Source organism: Alteromonas sp. S015, assembly GCF_036864485.1.
GTDB lineage: Bacteria > Pseudomonadota > Gammaproteobacteria > Enterobacterales > Alteromonadaceae > Alteromonas.
In genome coordinates, this window is record NZ_JAZETO010000009.1 from 91362 (window position 1) to 114948 (window position 23587).

Here is a 23587-nt window from a genome sequence, read left to right on the forward strand (position 1 = left end):
ATGAGCCAAAATATCGTGCCACAATCCCTTCCGCAAGTAGCAACGCCTAACTTCAAAGAGCGTATAGAGATACTCTCAGGTAATGTCTTGGGCGGAAATAAAAGCGTAGCATCTATCGCACTTCTCGCTTCCCTCGTGGCTGCAGTTATTGTTGTAGGCTTATGGACCTCAGCACAAAATTATGTGCCATTGTACGGCAATCAGGAACATTATGATAAGGCACAGATTGTTGAAGTTCTTGAAAACGAAGAATTCGAGTTCAAAATTGACAGTGATTCAGGGAACATTCTCGTACCACAAAATAAACTTGCCGACGCGAGAATAACGCTTTCAGCTAGAGGCATCAAAGCAGCGATGCCAGAAGGTTTATCGACCATTCAAGACAAAGTCTCTATGGCGACCAGTCAATTCATGGAGACGAAGCAATACCATCACGCCCTTGAAGGAGAGCTTGCCCATACAATCATAACGATGGACGGCGTTCGCAACGCCCGTGTGCACTTGGCGCTTCCTAAACGCCAGCTGTTTGTTGGTCGTTCTGAAGAAAAAAAAGCAGCCTCGGTGATGGTAGATTTAGCACCTGGATATCAATTACAAAACGAACAGGTTGAATCAATTGTCAGCCTTGTAGCTGGCAGCGTACCTGGGTTGGAACCGAAAAATATATCAGTCGTCGACCAACGTGGTCAGTTGCTCTCTGGTCATCTTTATGACGAGTCACCGATTGGGAAGCAATCAAATAAAAAACTCGCATTCAAAGAGTCTTTGGAAAACAACATCACACAACGCGCAAGCGCTATGCTTCTTCCGATTTTAGGAGATGGCAACTTCCGCATTCAAGTTTCATCTGATGTAGATTTTAACGTCGTTGAAGAAACGAAAGAAGAAATAGATCCCGAAGCGATTGTTGCATCAGAAAGAACGAAATCAGATAACACGTTAGATCAGATTGCACTCGGTATTCCAGGTACTCTTGCTAATACTCCGCCAGTGGGTGGCAATGAAACTGAAGGCGACGATGATAATCAACGAACCACAGAGAGAACGGAAAGCTCACGTGAATTCGAACATGGGCGTGTTGTGAAGCACACAAAGTACGAAGTAGGCCGTCTTACTTCAATGAGTGTTTCTGTATTGCTCAATGACACTGTGGCGCCCAATAAGCTTTGGGAGGACACGCAGTTGGAACAAATAGGGAATATGGTTAAAGCGGCAACCGGTTTTCAAAGCGCACGTGGCGATCAATTTAATATATCAAGCTTTCCATTTACTGAAATTGAAAGTATCAACAACCCAATGCAAGAAGTACCGTGGTGGCAGCTACCTATCATTCACGATTACGCCCGTTATTTAATTGGTTTACTCATTTCTATACTCATTCTTATCTTTGGCGTTCGCCCACTCGTTAAGAACTTAGTTTCAAACGATAGAGGCGCAGGCAACACAAACCGAAAAGATAAAATGAGCGGCGACAACGATGATTTGTCAACCTCATCGACACCTTCGTCCAGTGAATTAAACGACACCTCAAGCGATTCCGTTTCGGTAGTGTCGCCTGCAGACGATGAAGCAGATGGGTATTCGACATCAACTTCGGCATCAGATTCAGAGGAACGCTCCGGAATTCATATGATGCTACCTGACGTAGGAAGCGCATTTGACGAACAAATTAAGCATATGCGACTACTCGCAGCTAAAGAGCCGGAACGAGTAAGTGCAGTTATAAAACACTGGGTAGATCGTGGTGTAAACGTTGAGAGAGCTGGTAATGAATAATAGCACAGGTGTAATTACAGACTTAGACAAAGCAAGTATTCTCTTGCTCTCAATGGGCGAAGAAAATGCCGCAGGCGTTATTAAAAAGCTGGGACGTTACGAAGTGGAAAAGCTGTCGGATAGGATGGCGAAATTATCAAACGTCTCTCAAGAAGATATTGCCTATATTTTGCAAGATTTTTTCAATAAATACCGCGAAGAAAGTGGCGTTAGTGGGGCATCCAGAGCTTACTTAGAGAGAGCACTGGATAAAGCAATTGGACGCAAGCTTGCGCGAAATATGTTAGATGATATCTACGGCGGCGCATTAGCTGACGATGTAAAACGCCTTGAATGGGTCCCCCCTGAATTACTTGTTAGATTTATTCAACAAGAACACATTCAGATGCAAGCCCTTGTCCTTGCCTTTCTGCCAGCAGAAGTCGCATCAAATGTACTGTCTTTAATGCCGGAAGATAAACACGATGACATTCTTTTTCGTATTGCTCAACTGACGGACGTAAGCGAATACTTAATAGAAGACCTAAAGTATACACTGCAATCTTGTATTGAGTTCGTAGGTGACCAGGTTGGCGCGAAAGTGAACGGCGTTGAGCTAGTTGCAGAGTTAGTAAATAGATATAACGGCAACAAAGAAGAAATGCTATCACTGCTTAAAATGCATAGTGAAGATACCGCTGAAGCAATTCAAGGCCACATGTTTAGCTTTTCAACGTTGGCCTCTCAAAACGAAGAAACGCTTGCTAGCCTGTTTAATGAAATCCCCGATGAACTATGGCTTGTTGCGCTTAAAGGCTGCGATAGAGATATGGTTAATAAACTCCTTGATTCGCTTCCCAAGCGTCTTGCTTCGGTCTATCAACAACAGTTGAGTTCTACGCGGAACCAACCCATAAGTAAAGTACAACAGACACAGAAAGAAATTATGGGAATTGTTCGTCGAATGATAGATAACGGCGAAATTGATTACGTACTGTTTAACGAAGAAACGGTAGGAAACGACTAATGGCGGTTTATAGCTTCCCTCGTATGGATGGTCAGCCAAGCAGAATGACCACTGAACAGCTATGTGAAGACGCATATGAACGTGGCTTTTTAGAGGGAAAAGCCGCCGGTAGTAAAGAGCGAGAAACTGCGTTAAGGGATGAATTAGAACAACAACTGTTGGAAGCCCAGTCTAGCCTTAAAGATGAAGTGACTCTTGAACTAGATAAAACGTATCACGAGCGATATCAACGAGAATTTGAACACCTTGTTGACCAAATTAAAGACAACGAAAAACAACGTGATACAGATTTAACCAATACGGTTATCTCGGTAATTACAAGGGTTTGTAGCGAAGTACTTGATCAGGCGTTATCTACAGAGTCTTCGCAAAGCATAGCGAGCATTGAACGTTTACTTTCAACACTTCCCATTACCGAAGACATCACTGAAATTCAGATGGGAGAATCAGTGTTCGCTGTTTGGTCGAGCGTCCAAATAAAACAAGTCAGAGATATAGCCATTTGCTTGAACTCATCGTTAGCGCCATTACAAATTCGGCTAGTAAGTCATTCTCAATTTCATGAAATCAATTATCAAGAACGGCTTGATGGCTTGATAAACCAACTTATTACTGCCCTTAGTCGCGATGAAGAATAACCTTGCTGCTCGCTTAAGTGTTATAAGTAACACATTAACCCGAACAGACAGCAGCCAAACCTTTGGGCGGCTCACTCAAATCAATGGAATGGTTCTGTCTGTCATCGGTGGGGAATACACCCTTGGGAAATCCTATCAAGTAGAAAATGCGCAAGGAAAATGGATTCAAGCTCAAGTGATTGGGTTTAACGGTGATACGGCATATTTGATGCCGCTTGAGCACGTAGACGGAATATCGACAAACGCCCGTGTTAAAGCAACGTCTCACAAACAGCGCCTTTACATTGGAGAAGAGCTTCTCGGTCGCGTTATAGATGGTTTAGGTAAACCAATAGACAATAAAGGGGAATTTTCACATTCCGATCCAATAGACCCTTCACATACACTACTGAATCCACTTGAAAAAGATAAAGTGAGAGGGGTGCTTGACGTCGGCATACGAGCACTGAACGGCCTTTTTACTGTAGGTATGGGCCAACGGCTCGGGCTCTTTGCTGGGTCTGGCGTTGGTAAGAGCAAATTATTGGGAATGATAACACGCTTCACGTCTGCAGATATTGTTGTTGTTGGCCTTGTCGGAGAGAGGGGCTGGGAAGTGAGAGAATTCATTGAAGATAGTTTAGGTGAGGAAGGACTTGCTAAATCAATTGTTATTGCCGCGCCTGCTGATGTGTCCCCTTTAATGAGAATGAAATGTGCAGAGAACGCCCATGTCATTGCAAATTGGTTTAGGGATCAAGGTAAAAATGTTCTCTTACTGGTCGACTCTCTTACCCGCTATGCCCAAGCACAACGTGAAATAGCACTTTCCGCTGGAGAGCCGCCCGCGACCAAAGGTTATCCACCAAGCGTATTTGGAAAGCTTACAAGGCTTGTGGAAATGGCTGGTAACAGTGTACACAGCGAAGGAAGCATGACTGCAATTTATACTGTATTGGCTGAGGGTGATGACCAACAAGATCCGATTGTTGATGGCGCTCGCGCTATTTTAGATGGACATGTCGTATTATCTCGAGTACTCGCTGAACAAGGGCATTATCCGGCCATCGATATAGGTGCTTCGATTAGCCGAGTGATGCCCAATATTGTCGCAGAGGACCAACTGAAAGCTTGCTACCTATTAAAACGCCTGTACTCCAAATACAAACAAGTCGAGGAATTGATTCCTCTTGGCGCTCACCAATCAGGTAAGGACTTAGAAATGGACAAAGCAGTTAACCTATACCCTAACATTTGCCAGTTCCTCACCCAATCCTTAAATGAAAAAGTTGATTTTCATGATTCATCAACGCAACTGCGCGCGCTAGTTGAAGCCTAATGCTACAAAAATTTTTATCGACTAAAGAAGCGCAACTTCAGCGAATGTTGCAGCACAAAGTACAATTAGAAAGCACGCTCGAGCTAGAAAGCTCTCGGGCAGAACAACTACTTCATTACAAACAGCTATTACAAACAGTTAGCCCTATGACAAATAGCATGGCGTTAAACAATCAAGCCAATATGCTGTTTGTGCTAAACGAAATGCAACAGAAACAAAATGAAAAAATCGAACAAGCGACAACCGATCTCACACGGCATCAGAGCGCTTGCTTAACACAGGCACGTTTTAACCTTGGTGTTGAAAAACTGGTCGATAGAAGGAAAAAAGAAGCTGAACGTAAGGTTCTACACAGCGAAGCGAAAATTGCTGACGAAAACGCAACACAGATGTACAACAGATTTAAGCATACCCTTTAAAAGTTAAAAACTCGTCGTTTTTACCGTTCAAATGCATCTTCAATAACGAAAGAAATAACTGAAACCTTAGAAAGTGTATGCGGTAATTCGCTACTCGCTAAGGTTTCAGTTTTGAAAATATGAAATACGCTCTACTTTTAGAGAGGCAGGCAAAGCTTAAGGGCGAAGCGCCCTATCACCTCTCGCAAGTCCACACACGCCGGTACGCGATGATTCGATAATTTCAGCACATTGCCCCATAGTCGTGGCAAATGCGTCCAGCTTATCTGTGGTGCCTGTAATTTCAATGGTGTAATTGTTTACGTTCACATCCACAATACGCGCACGGAAAATATCAGAGTTCCGCTTCACTTCTGCTCGAACTGACTCTGTGCGAGTCGCGACTTTAATTAGCATAAGCTCGCGTTCAATGTGCGTACCTTCAGTAAGATCTACCACTTTTAGCACATCAATAAGCTTGTTAACTTGCTTAGTAATTTGCTCTATAACTTTGTCGTCGCCGTGCGTGATAATCGTTAGACGTGAAAGGCTTTCGTCATCAGTTGGAGCTACACATAGTGAGTCAACGTTATAACCACGCTGAGAAAATACACCAACAATTCGAGAAAGTGCGCCAGGGGCGTTTTCCATTAATACAGAGATAATACGTTTCATCAGGTTCGCTCCGTCTTGCTCAAGCGCATGTCATCCATTGCGCCAAACTTAATTTGCATTGGATATACGTGTTCGTTTTGGTCTACTGCTATGTCCATAAACACTAAGCGATCTGTGTAGCTGAAACATTTCTCCATTGCTGCGTCTAGCTCGTCGAGCTTGTCTACTTTAATACCCACATGTCCGTAAGCTTCTGCCAACTTCACAAAGTCAGGCATTGAATCCATATAAGAATGTGAGTGACGTCCTTTATAAATCATATCCTGCCACTGACGAACCATACCAAGAGCACGGTTATTCAATGAAATAATCTTGATAGGCAGGTTGTACTGTAAACAAGTAGATAGCTCTTGAATATTCATTTGAATACTGCCGTCCCCTGTTACTACGACCGACGTTGAGCCTGGATGCGCAAACTGCACACCCATTGCAGCCGGTAAACCAAAGCCCATAGTGCCAAGACCACCTGAGTTAATCCACTGACGCGGTTTATCATAAGGGTAATAAAGCGCAGCAAACATTTGGTGCTGACCTACGTCAGAGCTTACATAGGCTTTACCATCGGTGTGCTTGTACAAGGCTTCGATAACGCGCTGTGGCTTAATGACTTCTTCACCTTGTGCGTAGTTCAAGCACTCACGAGAACGCCATGTTTCTATCTGCTGCCACCAGTCGGTCAGCTTTTCGCTTTGACCTGACAAGTCTTTCTTATTTACCTGACTTAAAATTTGATCAAGTACTTTATCTACCGAACCTACCACAGGAATATGCGCATTTACGGTTTTTGAAATCGATGCTGGGTCAATATCGACGTGAATAATATCCGCATGTGGGCAGAACTTATCAACGTTATTGGTAACACGGTCATCAAAACGTGCACCTAGTGCAATGATACAGTCGGCATTATGCATGGTTTTGTTCGCTTCAAGCGTACCGTGCATACCTAGCATGCCGATAAATTGCTTGTGTGTACCCGGCATAGCGCCAAGACCCATTAGCGTACAGGTTACCGGGGCGTTTAGCTTCTCAGCTAACTCAATAACCTTTGCTGACGCATCGCAGGCTACTGCGCCGCCACCGACATAAAGCACCGGGCGCTCCGCTTTAAGTAGTGACTCAACTGCTTTTTTAACCTGCTTAGGATGGCCTTTTTCAGTTGGGTTATAAGAACGCATAGTCACGTCAGTTGGGAACACGTACGGGTGCTCTTCTGCTACGTTCACTATATCTTTTGGTAAATCTACAACCACCGGGCCAGGACGACCAGTGTTGGCAATATAGTAGGCTTTAGCAATCGCTTCTGGAATATCTACCGCGCGCTTTACCAAAAAACTGTGTTTAACGATAGGACGCGAACACCCTACCATGTCAGTTTCTTGGAATGCGTCTTCACCAATGTGCTTGGAGGGTACCTGTCCTGATAAAATTACCATCGGGATAGAGTCCATGTACGCAGTAGCAATACCCGTAATAGTATTCGTAGCGCCTGGGCCTGATGTGACGAGCACTGTGCCGGTTTTGCCAGTTGAACGTGCATAACCATCCGCCATATGGGCGGCTGCCTGTTCATGACGTACGAGGACGTGTTTGACATCATCTTGCGCAAATAACGCATCATAAATGTCTAATACGGCACCACCTGGGTAACCGAACACGTGTGTCACTCCTACATCTTTTAGCGCTTCAACCACCATGGCTGCGCCCGACATCATTTTCACAGTGCTTTCTCCTGTAATGGGTTGGGGGGTTTGTCAGCGTACGTTGACGTTGCCCCGACTATATCTAAGGTAATAGGAAGATAAAACACCAAATTGCGTAAAAGTGAGATATATATCCCAATATTCGCAATAATTAGGATAAATATTTCGACTTAAGTGTAATTTTGACAGGAAATAGGATATTTATTTACACAATTTTAACAGCACAAACAATAAACATAGTTGCTTTAAGAGAGGCGCCTTTACACGTTTTAAATGCATAAAGGCATAAGCTTAATCATCGAGGTCGATATCAAGGTCACTGTTATCGCTCATATCGTCGTCATCGTCAATATCTTGTTCAGCAGCACGCTTAGAGCCATAAATACTCGCAGTTTTTGGACGGTTTATTCTGGCTTGGTATTTCAACCACGCTTTCTCTTGCGGTGTTGCAGGGTCACGATGACCAAGAGCCGATTCCAAATAGGCTTGTTCTTCATCATTCTCTGGCGTAATTTTCCCGTCCACCAGTGCAGCGAACAAACTACCATGAGCCTGAAGAAGCTTACTTTCATTAATTGAAAAATCTCCTGAACGGGCAAAGCCGTACGGGTAATTTTTCTTATCTATAAAGGGTTTTCTTGCGACTTGCTCTTTTGTGATTACAGACATCTTAACCTCTTCCACCGCTAATACCTGCGTTGTAAACACAGACAAAATTGCAACACCAACTGTTGAATGAAATAGACTACTGATATAGCGCCTTAATCGCTTTCAAGGTTATTCTTAGTTGGATTTTTATTTTCTGTCAAACAGAAAAGTAGCTGTAGTAAAAACTTAATATTGAATGTTTTAAAAGAGCATAAAAAAGGCCGCAAGCGCGGCCTTTTAATATAAGTGGGATATCAGCGTTTTTCGCTTACCCAAACCGTAATGGTTCCGTCGACGACCACGGTGCCTTCAGCGTTATACGCCTTAACAGAAATAGGTAAATCACCTGGTTTCCATGCGTCAGCTGGCACTTCTGCTACACAACGAATATCTGAGTCTGCTTTCGCCGGATACTTTACTTCCATACCTTTTGGGATCCACCTAAGGTTTTTAGGTATGGATGCTTCACACATGAACCCCATGGCCATTTCCAGACCATTGCAAATAGCAATAACGTGAACCGTTCCAATGTGGTTTTGCACCGCTTTGCGCTTTTTTATGAGTACTTCACAATAGTTAGGTTTAATATCTGTTATTAAAGGTGAAACCGTTGAAAAATAAGGCGCCCTGCGCGCTGAATACCAGCTAAATAGCTTTTTGCCAAAGGGCAGCTTGAGGAATTTGTTATAAGTATTGAGTACGTAGTTTTTTGACATAATTGTTCACGCCGATTTTCTAAATAATTTGAACGCAAAGCGGCGCGGATACACCGGCTCTTGCGCAATCTGGTTAGACCAGTAAGTGTAGCGTTAACATAGTCGTTACGTTTAAAGGTTGCAAATGAATCTGTGTTTTTTCTGTTAAAGAATACCTAATGACTTTTGCAGTGCCTCAGTTTGCGAAGCGTAGCGCTTCCAGCGCCCAATTGAACGGGTATTGATTGGCTCTCTTACCTGAACCTTACTTGCTGTTGATACGGGAAGCTTATTGTTTTCGACCTGTAGGCACTGCTTTTCCCAAGGCAAGTTACAAAATGCCAATAGCTCTTTAACTTCGGTTTCTGGATGCTGAGCAAGTTGCTCGTATGATTGCAGCCGAATTGCTTGTGGATATGTGTCAGCAAATTTTCTCACCCACTTTTCGAAACTTTTATATAGCTGCCCTATCACATCGATGTCGTAAGCGTAAGCGTAGTAAGGGCTGTGGATAGAAAACAGCTGTCTGAAGTTGCCTACGCAGGTATCCATAGGATCTCTCAGTAAGCACACTATTTTGGCGTTAGGCAGTGCCTGCCGAATTAGGTCGATATAAAAAAAGTTAAAGGGCAGTTTGTCGATTAAGTGCTTTGCATCTTGTCGCAAGAAAGCCGTTCGCTGAAGATAAAGCTCTCCAATTTTGGCTAAGTCACTCTTATACGCACTTTCAATGGTAGGCGTATCAAGCACCAGTTGGCTGCTAGTTTGGGTTACCTGCTTAACGGCAACGCCAAAATCTTGCAGCTCTCCTCCAGAGGCAACTAACGAATGATGACTTAAAATACGTTCTACCAGCGTGGTGCCGCTGCGCGGCATACCTACTACAAATATTGGGACCTCGCTTTGAGAAACATTAGTGGAAAAAGAGTTCGAGCTAACCTGTGATTGCAAATTAGCATGAAGAGTATCAAAGATTGCCTGATAATCTTTCAGCGTATTTTCGCTACGTGCCTTCTGGGGCGCTTTCGCGTGTTGCAGGGATTCAAAAGCACCAGTGTAATCACCTAGTGCTTCATACTCTTTCGCGAGAGCATGCCCTATGTGAAGTCGTGCATCGGGGTTTGCCTTTACTTTTTCCACTAAGGGCTCAAGTCGCGCTAAATGATTATTTTCAAGCGAAATGCCGCCGAGATCAGACAGGGCAAAATGCGCTTGAAAGAAATTAGGCTCACTATCGATGGCTTGTTCAAAATGCTTTCTGGCTAGCTCAAATTTTCCTGCAAACTTGCAGCTAACAGCATAGTTGTAGTGGTATTGCGGATTTGATGGCGCCAAAGCAAGGGCCTTTTCAAAATAGGCGATAGCATCCTCATGTAGGCCTACTCTCGATAATGAAACGCCAACCGTATCTAAGTCGAGAGCACGGGTAAGGCTCTTTACTGGCGAACGAGCCACACAGTCTAGCGCTTGCTGCATATCGCCTTTTAACGCAAAACACTTGGCTAGATAGGCAAAGGTGATAGGACGGTTTTCGATTTCGTTAGACTTCGTTAACAAGGCGATTGCCTTTTCTATCTGTCCGATTTCAATATGAATTATGCCAAGTAAAAAATAGGCGTGAGCATGCGGCCCGAATTGTTGGATCACTTCCACGCAGCAGCGGTGCGCTTGCTGATAATCACGTTGTGATAAAAACCTTACGGCGTCGTCTAAGCGAGTATTACTTGTATTCATTTTTATCTTTTTTCAAAACCGTTTTAATACGAAAAAGGCGCTTACACGTTAAGCGTAAGCGCCTTTTTATTGTATCGTATTGCGATAACTATACTACATGCCAAATTGATACTTAAACATCAATCCCACAGTACGTGGTGTTAACACATAGTGGCCATAGTTTCGCTGTAACTCGGTACCATTTGGCTCAAGGGTGTCGTTAAACTGACCTAAACCAATATCGCCTACGTTACGACGAGTTGAAGTAAACGCATACTTATCGAATAAGTTATCGATATATAGGGTTATTGACCAATCTTCATCTGAAATAGTGGCGTTTAAATTACTTACGGCATAACCAGGTAGCGCCTCACCATCTTGACGAAGACCAACGGTGGTATACACATCGCTTTGCGCAGTGATACCGTAGTTTACGTTTAACATTTTATCGTCGAATACTTCTTGGCTATACGTAATACCGAACGAGAACTGATGTTCTGCAGTTCCTGGTAAACGATCACCATCTTTACCATCGTAAAAATCTTGAAGCTCTGTGCCTTGGTCATCGAACACGCCGAATAAGAAAGGTGCGTCTGCAGTTAACTCTGCTTGTGTGTAGGCATATGTTGCATAAGTCGTGATATTGTCGCCAATTATGCCTCGAACAGAGAATTCAGCGCCTTTCGACTCTGCACCTTCAGCGTTAACGATGATCGGCTGCTGGCCATTAATGGTGGCACCTGATACCTGAGGGTCCTGCCAGTCAACATAGAATAATGCTGTATTTAATTGGAGCTTATTTCTAAAGAAACTGGTTTTAACGCCTAGCTCGTAGTTAGTTGTAGTGTCAGCCTCATAGAGTTGCTCTTCAGGAGTAGCACAAACTATTTGGTTATTCAGATCGTCAACATTATCAGGACAAGCACCAACGCTATTCGCGCCACCAATTCTGAAGCCTTCGCTGATGGTCAAGTAACCCATAGTACTAGAGGTAAATTGATAGCTAGTGTTGAACTTAAATAACGTGCCGCTATCGTCAGCTTCTGTCTCACCATAATCTAGTACAATAGAATCAGACGCTCGACTTTCAAAAACAGAATTATACAGCGGTAAATCTACTGCCGAACGCGAATAGACATCATATTGATAGGCGCGCAGACCTAATGTTACGTCCCAGTCTCTTGTTAACTCGTAAGTAAGTTCTCCGAATAACGCTTTTTCAGTAACCTCGCTTTCGTCTACTGAAAAGTATTCAAGGGAGTCTGGGCGATAGTTACCATCTACGCCCCACACCTCGATGGCATAAACATCAAAGTTAGGCGTAAATTCTTTACTACTGCCATCACTGTCTAAGTCGTAATAAAAGCCACCTACAATCCAAGATAGAGGGCCGCCAGTTTGCGAAACTAGGCGAAGCTCTTGTGTAAAGACTTCGCGTTCAGATTCTTCTTCGGTGTAAGAAGAGAATGCTGGAAATTCTTCATAGCTATAGTCTAAACGAATCAGTAAGTCTGTTTGGTCACGTTGACCGTTTGCATTAAAGTTAGATAAGCCCGTTGCAGAGACTAATTCAGCAAAACCCAGATCGGCACTCATTTCCAAGCTCAATAGTTCATCTTCTTTCTCGCGAGGCTCTTCATAGCGATACGCTGACTCGTACTTGCCGATAACTTCGCTTAAAGGGTTTTCGTTAGAAAGTGCGTTGTAATGGGTAATAGAACGGCCTTCAACATCTTGCTTTTGGTAGAAGTAAGTCAAGGTACTGTCGAACCAATCGTTCGGCGCCCAACGCACTGCAATACGTCCTGTTAGCGTATCTTCACCATTAGCATCTTCAACACGACGTAGGTTGCTATTCACCTCTTCTTCGTTAGACCAATCGGGATCTGGCAGTGACACACCGCCCTCTTTTACCACATAGTTGTAGTCAAGGAAGCCTGGGTTATTGAAATAATTTAGTGACGCGCGTACCGCTAATTCACCATCAATAATGGGTGCGTTGAAGACAATACTGCTTTCTCCGCCTAGAGCATCGCTCTCGCTAATGCTGAACACGTCACCGGTCACTTCCCCAGACATAAACTCTAAATCGACTTTTTTTGGTAGGTAACGAATAGCACCGCCCAAGGTTCCTGCGCCGTAAAGCGTACCCTGTGGACCAATAAGAACTTCAACGCGATCTACGTCTACAAGACGCATATTAAGGAAAAGAGGAATATCACCAAAGTAGGTGGCGACCGTGCCGCCATTTGAACCAGGGCCTGATGAATTAGTATTTAGACCGCGTACGATAATTGGAGAGTCATTTCGACCGCCTTGATCAGTCACAGTAAGACCAGGTACCCAACGCGCTACGCCGTCAAGATCTTCAATATTCTGTTGGTCTAAAACGTCTGACGTTAGCGCTGAGATATTAATAGGTACTTCTTGTAGCGTACCGCTTCTGCGCGTTGCAGTTACCTCTACTTTTTCAATTTGTTTTTCGTCTACTGCAACCGTTTGGGCATAAACGCCTGGGCTTACGCAAGCGGCTAGCACTGCACCTGCTACAGCGGAAACATGGAAAGGAGCACTCTTACTATGCATGTTCTCTCTCTTAAAATGGGCGTTGCTAAAAAATCACTAGCCCGTTCCATAGGAAAAAACAGAATCCTTCTGATTAGATGTTTCTAGCGTGAGTTTGGTAAAAATGTGTACCGGCCATTATTGGTAGCATTCTTATTATTCGTTGCTATCCACTAAAAAGGCCTAGGGCCTAGGACTCAGCAGAATACGTGCCGGAATTTGCGCGCATTCTAATATAAAAAACGGCAAAAGCCAGAGTAAAACGAGATATTTATTCATTTAAAGTGCAAATAATCCCACAAAGTGTCGCATGATAGGGCACTTGCACGTTATCAGAACCCATGAAGAAGATTTTTTTAATATTGATATCAATGCCTTATGCAATTACCCCTATAATCATATTAAAACTGCACGAGTTTAGTGCACAGGAATGCGAATTTATACCCAGAATCAGTGCATGGGATTATGGAAGACAGGAAAACGACATGTGGGGCAAGAAAGTCTGGAACGAAAAATAGAACTGAACGCTTTGCGAAGCAATGGCCGACACTCGGTCGCGGGCCCTTCAAGGGGTCGCACTTAAAAATTAGATAAGTTTTTATTTTTGAGGTGTCTGAAAAATTTGGAGCGGGAAACGAGATTCGAACTCGCGACCCCGACCTTGGCAAGGTCGTGCTCTACCAACTGAGCTATTCCCGCATAGAGTCGATGCTGTGCATCTTTTGATATCTGATTAGATTCAGATTTAAATTTGGAGCGGGAAACGAGATTCGCCAACTGGCCGACACTCGGTCGCGGGCCCACTAGGGGTCGCGCTTTTCACGCCCACTGAAAGTAAAAATTACTATCAGTTTTAAAATTTGGAGCGGGAAACGAGATTCGAACTCGCGACCCCGACCTTGGCAAGGTCGTGCTCTACCAACTGAGCTATTCCCGCAACAAAAGAGGTACTTCGTTTGAAGTGGTGCGCATTTTACAAAAATTTTGGGGTAACGCAACCTTTAATTCTACTTTTTTTGCACCTCAATGTTTGAATGCTTAAATCGTAAACACTTTCTCACGATAATAGCGCATTTCTTCAATAGACTCGCGAATATCATCTAGCGCTAGGTGTACGCCTTTCTTTTCGAAACCATCTAAAATTTCAGGCTTCCAGCGGCGCGTTAGCTCTTTTATTGTACTCACATCAATATTTCTATAGTGGAAGTAAGCTTCAAGCTCGGGCATGTACTTAACCATGAAGCGTCTGTCCTGCCCTATGGTGTTTCCACATAACGGTGATTTACCCGCGTCTACCCATTGCTCTAAAAAGGCAATAGTTTGCGCTGATGCTTCTTCAACACTTATTTTACTTTCTCGGCAACGTGCAGTTAATCCACTTTTACCGTGAACTCGTGTACACCACTCGTCCATATTGTTTAACACGTCATCACTTTGATGTACCGCTATTACAGGGCCTTCCGCCAAAATATTCAGCTGTGCGTCGGTAACAATAGTCGCGATTTCCATTACTACACAGGTTTCAGGATCTAACCCTGTCATTTCCATGTCTATCCAAACAAGGTTACTGTCGTGTTTACTCATTACTTTCCTCTTTGCGCTACAGACATGGCAACCATGCCCTACAAACGGTATTATTGACATAGTATACGTGAAACTAGAAAAGAATCGTGGCGAAAAAACCAAAACTTACACAACGACAGAAACGACAAGTTGCAGCAAACAGAAGCAAGCGCTTGCGTGAAAAGCACGCGTCAAAGGGCGCGGCGAACCTTGATGAAAGCACGCTAGAAAGCGGTACGGTAATTGGTCGCTTTGGTAAACACGCCGACGTTGAAGACGCAAACGGCGCAGTATCTCGCTGCCACATTCGCCGCACGGTAGACTCTGTAGTGTGTGGTGACAAGGTGTTTTTCAGTAAAGGGGATGACGCTGAGTCAGGTGTAAGTGGGGTTATTGAAATTGTAAAAGACAGGCACTCTGTCCTGACTCGTCCAGATTATTACGACGGTATTAAACCCATCGCCGCGAATATTGACCGCATTATTGTGGTTAGCGCTATATTACCTACCCTGTCACTGAATATTATCGACCGTTATCTCGTTGCCTGTGAAGACATAGGCATCACGCCGCTGATTGTCCTTAATAAAGTAGAATTACTCAGTGAAGAGGAACGCACAACCGTTACAGAGCAGCTTAAGACGTACGAAAACTTAGGCTACGAAGTGCTCTTCACCAGCTGCAAAACCGGTGAAGGCATTAGCAAGCTCAATGAATACCTTAACGATAATATCAGCGTTTTCGTAGGGCAATCGGGTGTAGGCAAATCTAGCCTTATTAACCAAGTTCTGCCAGACGCCGATGAATTAACTGGCGATATTTCAGATAACTCGGGGCTAGGTCAACACACAACTACTGCGGCTAAATTGCTTCATTTGCCGGCTGGGGGTGATTTAATTGATTCTCCAGGGGTACGTGAATTTGGCTTGTGGCATATTCCTACCGAACGAATTACATGGGGCTTTATTGAGTTCAGAGATTATTTGGGCGGCTGCAAATTCAGAGACTGCAAGCACTTAAATGACCCCGGCTGCTTACTAAGAGAAGCTGTAGAGGAAGGAAAAATTAGCGCTGAACGCTTCGACAGCTACCATAGAATTTTAACCACCATGGAAGAGCAGCGCCCTAGTCACAGCCAGCCTCCCGGGGCATAACAACTGCCACTGGGTTTCAACCTTCACTGGAGCGCTAAACCCGTTGGAGCGACCGAAGAAGTACACGCACTACTTACGCGTAATAGCCGTCGCTAACTCGGCAATTTATTCTTTTGGTGTGAACCACGTGCTTATGCTTTTGTGTAAGCACTCATAACCCTAAAGTTGCTCTTAATACCACGACTTACTATACAATAACGCTATCTATGCAATGCGTTATTGCTTGCATAAAAGAAACGGAGATATTTTGTGTTAGATTGGCTTAAAGTTAATTTACAATACGTTACACCAAAGCACCTGCTTTCACGCCTTGTAGGCAAACTTGCAGAAGCAGAAATGGGTAGTGTTACGACATTTTTCATCAAGGCATTTATTAAGCAATACAACGTTGATATGTCAGAAGCGCTGCATGAGGAACCAGAGCATTATAGAAGCTTCAATAAGTTCTTCACCCGCCCGCTTAAACCTGAAGCCCGTACCATTGACGAAAACGATGACGTGCTTATCCATGCTGTTGACGGTACGGTAAGTCAGTTTGGCGATATTCATAGCGACAGTATTTTTCAGGCGAAAGGCCATGACTTTAGCCTTACCACTTTATTGGGCGGTAAGCCTGATGTAGCTGCGCCATTTAAAAATGGTAAGTTTGCTACCATTTACCTTGCCCCTCGCGATTATCACAGAATTCATATGCCTATTGAGGGCACGCTTACAGACATGTTGTATGTGCCGGGCGAACTTTTTTCGGTAAATCCTCTTACAGCACAAAATATTCCAGGTCTGTTTGCACGTAATGAACGCGTCGTGGCACTGTTCGACACGCCAGTGGGCAAAATGGCAATGGTTCTTGTGGGCGCGACCATTGTGGCAAGCATTGAGACCGTTTGGGCAGGTACAGTTACACCACCTGCGGGTAAAAACGTTCAGCACTGGTCATACGAAAAAGACAGCGAAGCCGCGGTTTTCCTTGAAAAAGGTGCCGAGCTAGGCCGCTTTAAGCTTGGTTCTACCATTGTTGTGTGTTTCGAAAAAGATATGATTGATTTTGAAGACTTGGCCCCTGGCATGGTCACCCGTCTTGGCGAACCTATGGCGCTTATATCAACTGCACAAGCTTCCGTTGAAGATACACCAGTTGCGAATGAAACAACCGCCGGTGATAAGGGCGAGACAAAATCAGAGGGCGCTGACAGCTAATTTATGGATGCTGTTAAAAAAAGCCTGATCTCACTTCATTTCACGGTAATTTTACTTGGTGGTACAGCCCTTTTCTCTCGGCTTGTACCACTTAGCGCCAGTGATATCACTCTTGTTCGTTCAGTATTTGCCTGCATAGCGTTGTTTGCCTTTTTGAAATTGGCGAAGAACAAAATAAAGCTGAATTCAAAAAAAGACTACGGCGTTGCCCTCGGTTTAGGCGTGCTTATGGCACTGCACTGGGTCACCTATTTTGCCGCCATGCAATATGCTGGGGTGTCTGTTGGCATGATTGCCCTTTTTACTTTTCCTGTAATCACGGTACTTATCGAGCCTTTTTTTGAGCGGGTAAGGCTGGTCTGGCAGGATATCGTATCTACCGTTACGGTGGTCGTTGGCGTTTATTTAATAGTGCCAGAGACATCACTGGAAAATGACATTACCCTTGGCGTTCTCATCGGTATTGCCTCCGCCATCTTGTATTCGTTTAGAAACCTTATTCATCGTAAGCACTTTAAGCACTACAGCGGTGCGCAAGCCATGGCGTGGCAAACATTAGTTATCAGTATTTTAATGCTGCCTGTAGGCAGTGCAGAAATAGCGTCTGCATCTTCTAATTCTTGGCTAATGCTATTGCTGTTAGGCACCGTATTTACTGCGCTTCCTCATGCACTTATTGCTGCGAGCCTACGGCATCTTAGGGCAAAAACGTTTTCGCTTATTGCCTGTATGCAGCCACTGTACGGTGTTTTCCTTGCTATTATTTTGCTAAACGAAAAACCTGGGTTAAGTGCACTGCTGGGTGGAATTCTTATAACTTCAGCATCAGTTTATGAAACGCTCAACACGCATAAGTTGCATAGTGCAAATGAAGATTAACGCGTGTTGTTGTCGTTAAGGAAGAAATATTTATGCTCATTTTTGCTCACCGAGGCGCCAGCAAAGCCGCCCCAGAAAACACAGTTAAGGCGTTTAAACTGGCTTTCGAACAACGTGCCGATGGCATTGAGTTTGATACCTACCAGCACGAAAGCGGCATTATTGTTTTTCACGATAGAACACTTACGCGCAGAGCACGGGAATCCGGCTATTTACTTGACGTACCGTGGCAATCCCTTACAGAAATGGACATTGGGGATGGAGAGCACATTCCGACCCTGACCGAAACACTGAATTGTGTTCCAAAAGCCAAGTGGTGCAACATTGAAATAAAGCACTTACATAATGTCGATAGCTGGGTAAAAGAAGTGAAAGACGCGGTACAGCAAAGCGATATTAGTAGTGATAAGTTACTTATCTCTTCATTTAACCATCACTGGCTTCAAGCTATTGCGCTTAGGTGGCCTGAAGTAAAGATCGGCGCCCTATCTGCAAGCTACGAACTCGACTGTACGGCAAGCGCCCGGGCGCTTAACGCGTATTCTGTAAACATTGCTTTAGACGCCGTCGATAAGCAGTTTGTGCAAACGGCGCAGCAAGACGGATTTGACGTATTCGTCTATACCGTAGATGAGCCGAGAGACATGCTTATGCTTAACGAGTGGGGAGTGACGGGCATATTCACTAACGTGCCCGATGTAGCGCTTAGTGTGTTGTCGCATTAAACCCTACTTTTTCAATGCGAAAAGTCTGTAGAACGCGTATCTGATACAGACTCACGCTATAAAAAAAAACGAGCCATTGGCTCGTTTTTTTGGAATACTTTTCTTGAAATGCAGCTTAGTAGACTACTTAAATTCAGTTGAAAGGTGGTCTGAAAACACCGTATTCTTGCAGCACTTACATTGTCTACACAATCTCATATTCACCCAGTGGCCGGCTACAATTAGCGCTGCACCTATCGCGATGGTAAAGGGTTCGTAGTGATGCCCAAAAATATCTTTGTGCCAATAAATGGCGCCACCCGTAAACAGTAGTGCAAGCGGGTAGTATTTGCCATGATAACGAATTGCACCGCTAACCAAAGCGACTGCACCTACAATTAACGAAAACGTTAAGATAGTTCTCTCAAACCACACTTGTGCAAAAAAGCTAGAACCAATAAGCGGCAGTAGAGGCACCAAAACAGGCAGCGCGAGGCAATGCAACGCACACAAGCTCGACACCCAGATGCCAAGTTTGTCTAGTTTTGTTGGATTCTCGTCAATTGGAGTCATTACCCTAATTACCACCGTAAAGTATGTTTTCGCGAATTATTCGCCAGAGACGTTATATTATAACAGACTCACAAAAATGAGAAACGTTCACACATTAAATTTTGATCTTAACGAGATGAAAATGAACTAACTACGTATAAAGTGGAGCAAAAAAGCTACTCGTTTGGCGCAGTGTCTAAACGCTCAGCGGTGCCTTTTTCTGCGGAGCTGTGCATTAGCCCACTGCTTTGTAGGGCATTTTCTTCGGTCATGCTTACCCTGCTATCCTTTACATCGGCGTTATTAAGCGAAGCAGTCTGAACGCGTTCTTTGCCAAACTGTTTTGCCACTTTCGGCGCATGCGAAAAATAGTCGGCTACTGAGGTAAGGGTTAAACCTTCTTTTTCAAGTGAGGGTAAATGCGTTTTCAAGAAATCGACGGTTTCTGGGTGGGGGTGCCCAATCACCACAACGTGACCATTCCTTTTCGCAATGCGTTTCATGTGATTAAACTGCTTAAGTAAGAATGCAGGCTCAAGCTTATGGTCCAGAAACACCTGCCTACTTGCGCTTGGCACACCTAACCGCTCAGCAATCTCTTCACCTTTTGTAAGTACCGTTGTTCGGCTATCCACAAAAAATAGACCCTGGCGTTTCACCTCTCTTAGAAGCGCTTCCATTCCTTTTTGCTGCCCCGTGAACGCACTTCCCATATGATTATTCACACCTACTGCGTTCGGCACGCTCTTCATTGCTTTGCGTAAATTGTAAGTAATGGCGCCTGCAAACATGTCCGTCGTTAATCCCAGCGGTCCCATCTCTTTGCCATTTTGAGCTTGCATTGGCATATGGAGCATAACCGCTCTGCCCTCTTGCTCAGCGCGATGCGCAATTTCAGAAGCCAGCGGCGTTTGAGGGAGTATAGAAAAAGCAATTTCTTTAGGGAGAGAAAAAGCAGCGACGTCTGACGGCCTGTACCCAAGGTCATCTAAGATTATAATTATGTCTGACTTTGCTTTTACTTGAAGGCTAAATAGCCCGCATAAAACAAAGATTATACAAGGCATTAGCAGACGCAAGAGCATCTAAGTCACATCCGTTTTTCATCATTATTATTTAGCGCACTGTGTGAATATCTTCACTTTGATGTTAAGCATACCAACAACGAAAGTACTTTCAACAAAACTAACGCTTTTTTGGTCCGCTTTATTGCACACGAGCCCTACATCAGCACTGTAAAGCCAAGTAAATATTACGTAAATTCAATGCTATTCACTAAAAAAATTTGCCATAGGGCGATACTTTATATCCAACCACCATTTATTAATTAAGGTTTGGCATGATTTCAAGTATTAATGATTCTTCAACAGCGCAGCAACTAAGACCAACTACTCCCCCTCCTCCACCAAGGAGCCAGCAATCAGCGTTAACCAACGAGCAAACACACACGCTCCAGTCGATTTTAGAACAATACGACCCAGAGTCATTGAGCTCTGAAGACGCCACATCTATTGTTGAGCAACTGAAAAGTGAAGGCATTGCACCAGGCAAAGCGTTGGAGGATGCAATGAGCAGCGCGGGCTTTGACGCGAAGCAAATTGGTGAGCTTGCTGGCTTAGGTGAAGGCAGACCTCAACGCCCACTTCCAAGTACAGCAACATTTGAAGTCATTGCTTAAAGACTGTTTTCACGTAGACATATTAGTCAAGCCAAGCGCTCGGATTTAACGCTTTGCCTTTGTGACGAATTTCAAAGTAGAGGTTAGGGTATTCTTGACCGCCACTGCGTCCAACAAGGGCAATGCGCTCACCTTGTCTTACATCATCACCGACTTGTTTGAGCAAGGCTTGATTGTGGCCGTAAACGCTCATGTAGCCTTCGCCATGATCGACAATGGCGACCAGACCAAACCCTCGCAGCCAATCGGCGTATAGTACTTTTCCAGGGGCAATGCTGTTTACGGGATCGCCCTCAGCCCCATCTATTACAATCCCCTTCCAAGACACCTGACCTTGGCGACGGTTGCCAAATAATTTACGTATTCTCCCTTTAACAGGCGCAGCCAACTTACCTTTTAGTTTGGCGAGTCCATCCATCTTTACTTCGGCTTCACGAGAGGCTCGTTCTGCGGCAATACGCGCGGCTTCAATGGCATCTTTTAGCGCTTTTTCATCTGCTCGCAACGACGCAATGCGTTGATTTTCTGACGCTATAGTTTTATTTATCTTCTTCAGGGTTGATTTGCGATCGTCCTGACGGGTAATAAGTACCGCACGCTGACCTTCTTGCTCGTTTTTAAGGGCAGCAAGTGACCGGGCTTTTTCACTCAGCTCTACGTTGACTTCTTCAAGCCTAGCGACGTTTCCCCTAAAGCTCTCAATCTCTTTTTGGCGCGCTTTCGCCACATACTGATAGTAGGTGATGACACGCTCGAAGGTTCGCGCGTCATCTTGGTAAAACAGCATTTTCGCGTAGTCGTAATGCCCTGCCATGAATGCACTTTTAAGCTGACTCGATAATAAAGACTGCTGTTTTCGAATAGCCGTTTTAAGCGTTTCTTGTTCCTCTTCGAGCCTAGCTTGCTCTTTTTCCACGTTGTTAAGCGACTGTCGGGTGATAGATAGTGCTTTCGCAACTTTTGCTATTTCAAGCTCAGAAGCCTTCAGCACATTTTCCAATTCTTGTGCACTGGCTTTATTATTTTCAAGCACTTGCTGCCGAGCGCGTAATTCGGCCTGCAGCTCAGCTAACTTTTCTTTTTGCGCATTAGCGCCGCTATCTTGCGCTACAGCATTGCTTCCAATAGGTACGACAGCCAAAGCTACTATGCACCCGATGATTGAAAGAAATGAACGTGCTAACATAACGTGGGCTCAAGACCTCTAATATTGCAATGGCGGCTTGCTGTTCGTCCAGCTATGTGGCCCCACTGAGATTAATAACAATATTCAGTGTATCTGACGGCTCTTCATATGCCCAGTGCAATTTGTTCGTAATATCAATCATCTAAAGTATTTAGTGCAAACTCAACAAGACTGACACTCATCTTACTGAAAGGTAAGCTGGTTTCTCGTCCATTTTTCTATATACTTTGCACTCTTTTCATGGTCTGTAGACAGGGTTAGAGGTAATGGATCAACTAATTGAATTTGCTAGCAACAACGTAATTCTTGCTGGTATATGGGTTGCGCTGATTGCCATGTTGATATTTAGCTATATCAGTGCATGGACATCGTCAGTGAAAGAACTAAGTACGCACGAAGCAACTGTTCTAATGAACAAAAACGATGCAATTGTGCTAGATACACGTCCTGCGAAAGAGTTTAAAGCAGGGCACATTTTGGGTGCCAGACAATTAAAGCCTGAAGAGTTGCGTGAGAAAAACTTTAAGAAGCTTGAAAACAGCAAAGATAAGCCCATTATCATAGTATGCGCTATGGGTAATCAGGCTCGTGGTACAGCAAATGCGATGCTCAAAGACGGCTTCGCGAATGTGAGTGTATTAAAAGGCGGAATGAATGCGTGGCAAAGTGCCAGCCTTCCCGTTTCTAAATAACAGGTAACCTTTATGAGCAAAGTAGAACTTTACACCAAGGGCCACTGCCCTTACTGCCACCGTGCAAAAGCATTGTTGACGCAAAAAGGTGTAGAATTTATTGAATACCCAATAGATGTTAAGCCTGAGTTACGCGACGAAATGATTGAGCGTGCAAACGGCGGCTGGACTGTACCGCAAATATTCATTGACGAGCAGCACGTTGGCGGCTGTGACGATATGATGGCTTTGGAAGCAAAAAGCGAGCTAAATCCGATGTTGGGTTTGGCATAAAGCGTCAGCGCATACAGCAACGCAATATATTAAATTAAAATGACAATTAAATAGGAAATACCAATGGCTGACGAAAATCAGACAAACAACGGCGAAGCAGCAGGCACACAGGCGCAACAGGGTGCTCCGTTCAACATTCAGCGTATCTACACAAAAGACATTTCTTTTGAGTCCCCAAACGCACCAGCTATCTTCACTAAAGAATGGAAGCCGGAAATTAAACTAGACATTGACACTAGCACTAACAAGCTGGAAGAAAATGTGTTCGAAGTAGTACTTTCAGTTACCGTAACCGCAACGTTAGGTGAAGAAACAGCGTTCCTTTGCGAAGTACAACAGGCAGGTATTTTTGCTATTGGCGACATGCCAGACCAAAACAAAGCGCACACGCTAGGCTCGTTCTGCCCGAACATGCTTTTCCCATATGCGCGTGAAACTATTTCTAACTTGGTTAACCGTGGTACGTTCCCTCCACTTAACCTTGCGCCTGTAAACTTCGACGCTATCTTTGCAGCTTACGTGCAAAAACGTGCACAGCAAGCGCAAGGCGAAGCGCCAAAAATGGACGCCTAATTCGGTG

23 protein-coding genes and 2 tRNA genes are annotated in these 23587 nt (G+C 44.3%); 13 read left to right on the forward strand and 12 right to left on the reverse strand.

Annotated features, from left to right (window positions below):
• From fliF to V7R42_RS16755, 5 genes are read left to right on the forward strand one after another with little or no spacing between them, the layout of a single operon-like run.
• Complete coding sequence (fliF, locus tag V7R42_RS16735) at nt 1-1776, forward strand: flagellar basal-body MS-ring/collar protein FliF (protein WP_334021418.1); 1776 nt, start codon at nt 1-3, stop codon at nt 1774-1776.
• Nucleotides 1769-2782, forward strand: coding sequence for a FliG C-terminal domain-containing protein (locus V7R42_RS16740; RefSeq protein WP_334021419.1), 1014 nt, complete (start codon nt 1769-1771; stop codon nt 2780-2782). Before fliF ends, V7R42_RS16740 begins: the two co-directional genes overlap by 8 nt.
• Complete coding sequence (locus V7R42_RS16745; RefSeq protein WP_334021421.1) at nt 2782-3420, forward strand: hypothetical protein; 639 nt, start codon at nt 2782-2784, stop codon at nt 3418-3420. The genes V7R42_RS16740 and V7R42_RS16745 overlap by 1 nt, the downstream gene beginning before the upstream one ends.
• The gene (locus tag V7R42_RS16750; protein WP_334021422.1) at nt 3410-4738 is read left to right on the forward strand and encodes a FliI/YscN family ATPase; all 1329 of its coding nucleotides are present in this window, start codon (nt 3410-3412) and stop codon (nt 4736-4738) included. Before V7R42_RS16745 ends, V7R42_RS16750 begins: the two co-directional genes overlap by 11 nt.
• Nucleotides 4738-5157, forward strand: a complete 420-nt coding sequence (locus tag V7R42_RS16755) for a hypothetical protein (RefSeq protein WP_334021425.1) — start codon at nt 4738-4740, stop codon at nt 5155-5157. Before V7R42_RS16750 ends, V7R42_RS16755 begins: the two co-directional genes overlap by 1 nt.
• 156 nt (nt 5158-5313) lie before the next feature.
• On the opposite strand, the gene ilvN is transcribed toward V7R42_RS16755, so the two are convergent.
• The 9 genes from ilvN to orn all read right to left on the reverse strand — a co-directional run bounded on the left by ilvN (nt 5314) and on the right by orn (nt 14716).
• Complete coding sequence (gene ilvN, locus V7R42_RS16760) at nt 5314-5811, reverse strand: acetolactate synthase small subunit (RefSeq protein WP_334021427.1); 498 nt, start codon at nt 5809-5811, stop codon at nt 5314-5316.
• A complete protein-coding gene (locus V7R42_RS16765; protein WP_334021430.1) occupies nt 5811-7529 on the reverse strand; it encodes an acetolactate synthase 3 large subunit in 1719 nt (572 codons plus the stop codon). Before V7R42_RS16765 ends, ilvN begins: the two co-directional genes overlap by 1 nt.
• A 273-nt stretch (nt 7530-7802) precedes the next feature.
• Nucleotides 7803-8180: a DUF413 domain-containing protein gene (gene maoP, locus V7R42_RS16770; protein ID WP_334021432.1), complete on the reverse strand. Its 378-nt coding sequence runs from the start codon at nt 8178-8180 to the stop codon at nt 7803-7805.
• Between the two features lie 233 nt (nt 8181-8413).
• Entirely contained in the window at nt 8414-8875 is a 462-nt protein-coding gene (locus V7R42_RS16775; protein WP_334021434.1) for a hotdog fold domain-containing protein, read from the reverse strand.
• A 144-nt stretch (nt 8876-9019) separates the two neighbouring features.
• A complete protein-coding gene (locus V7R42_RS16780) occupies nt 9020-10588 on the reverse strand; it encodes a tetratricopeptide repeat-containing sulfotransferase family protein (RefSeq protein ID WP_334021436.1) in 1569 nt (522 codons plus the stop codon).
• Nucleotides 10589-10681: 93 nt separating this feature from the next.
• Nucleotides 10682-13153 (reverse strand): TonB-dependent receptor, encoded by a 2472-nt coding sequence (locus V7R42_RS16785; protein ID WP_334021437.1) that lies wholly within the window; start codon nt 13151-13153, stop codon nt 10682-10684.
• A 602-nt stretch (nt 13154-13755) separates the two neighbouring features.
• A tRNA-Gly gene (locus V7R42_RS16790) sits at nt 13756-13831 on the reverse strand.
• Nucleotides 13832-13993: 162 nt separating this feature from the next.
• Nucleotides 13994-14069: transfer RNA gene (locus V7R42_RS16795), tRNA-Gly, on the reverse strand.
• A 101-nt stretch (nt 14070-14170) separates the two neighbouring features.
• Nucleotides 14171-14716, reverse strand: coding sequence for an oligoribonuclease (gene orn / locus V7R42_RS16800; RefSeq protein ID WP_334021439.1), 546 nt, complete (start codon nt 14714-14716; stop codon nt 14171-14173).
• 86 nt (nt 14717-14802) lie between these two features.
• Here orn and rsgA point away from each other — a divergent pair, with 86 nt between their 5' ends.
• From rsgA to V7R42_RS16820, 4 genes are all read left to right on the forward strand, one after another.
• The gene (rsgA, locus tag V7R42_RS16805; protein WP_014975509.1) at nt 14803-15846 is read left to right on the forward strand and encodes a small ribosomal subunit biogenesis GTPase RsgA; all 1044 of its coding nucleotides are present in this window, start codon (nt 14803-14805) and stop codon (nt 15844-15846) included.
• A 249-nt stretch (nt 15847-16095) separates the two neighbouring features.
• Nucleotides 16096-17043, forward strand: coding sequence for an archaetidylserine decarboxylase (gene asd, locus V7R42_RS16810; protein WP_334021441.1), 948 nt, complete (start codon nt 16096-16098; stop codon nt 17041-17043).
• A 3-nt stretch (nt 17044-17046) separates the two neighbouring features.
• Nucleotides 17047-17922 carry a DMT family transporter gene (locus V7R42_RS16815; RefSeq protein WP_334021444.1) on the forward strand — a complete coding sequence of 292 codons (876 nt, stop codon included), beginning with the start codon at nt 17047-17049 and terminating at the stop codon, nt 17920-17922.
• 32 nt (nt 17923-17954) lie between these two features.
• Nucleotides 17955-18647, forward strand: a complete 693-nt coding sequence (locus tag V7R42_RS16820) for a glycerophosphodiester phosphodiesterase (protein WP_334021446.1) — start codon at nt 17955-17957, stop codon at nt 18645-18647.
• Nucleotides 18648-18770: 123 nt separating this feature from the next.
• On the opposite strand, the gene V7R42_RS16825 is transcribed toward V7R42_RS16820, so the two are convergent.
• Together V7R42_RS16825 and V7R42_RS16830 are read right to left on the reverse strand one after the other, a co-directional pair.
• Entirely contained in the window at nt 18771-19199 is a 429-nt protein-coding gene (locus V7R42_RS16825) for a MerC domain-containing protein (RefSeq protein WP_014948073.1), read from the reverse strand.
• A gap of 155 nt (nt 19200-19354) precedes the next feature.
• Nucleotides 19355-20263, reverse strand: coding sequence for a divergent polysaccharide deacetylase family protein (locus V7R42_RS16830; protein WP_334021450.1), 909 nt, complete (start codon nt 20261-20263; stop codon nt 19355-19357).
• Nucleotides 20264-20517: 254 nt separating this feature from the next.
• Between V7R42_RS16830 and V7R42_RS16835 the strand changes: the two genes are divergently transcribed.
• On the forward strand, nt 20518-20856 hold the full coding sequence (locus V7R42_RS16835) for a hypothetical protein (protein ID WP_334021452.1): 339 nt from the start codon (nt 20518-20520) through the stop codon (nt 20854-20856).
• Between the two features lie 22 nt (nt 20857-20878).
• On the opposite strand, the gene V7R42_RS16840 is transcribed toward V7R42_RS16835, so the two are convergent.
• Nucleotides 20879-22042, reverse strand: a complete 1164-nt coding sequence (locus V7R42_RS16840; protein WP_334021454.1) for a murein hydrolase activator EnvC family protein — start codon at nt 22040-22042, stop codon at nt 20879-20881.
• Between the two features lie 266 nt (nt 22043-22308).
• On the opposite strand from V7R42_RS16840, the gene V7R42_RS16845 reads away from it, so the two are divergent.
• From V7R42_RS16845 to secB, 3 genes are all read left to right on the forward strand, one after another.
• Nucleotides 22309-22734, forward strand: coding sequence for a rhodanese-like domain-containing protein (locus V7R42_RS16845; RefSeq protein WP_334021455.1), 426 nt, complete (start codon nt 22309-22311; stop codon nt 22732-22734).
• Nucleotides 22735-22746: 12 nt separating this feature from the next.
• Complete coding sequence (grxC, locus tag V7R42_RS16850) at nt 22747-23007, forward strand: glutaredoxin 3 (RefSeq protein WP_334021458.1); 261 nt, start codon at nt 22747-22749, stop codon at nt 23005-23007.
• A 63-nt stretch (nt 23008-23070) separates the two neighbouring features.
• Nucleotides 23071-23580 (forward strand): protein-export chaperone SecB, encoded by a 510-nt coding sequence (secB, locus tag V7R42_RS16855; protein WP_334021461.1) that lies wholly within the window; start codon nt 23071-23073, stop codon nt 23578-23580.
• Nucleotides 23581-23587 lie beyond the last annotated feature (7 nt).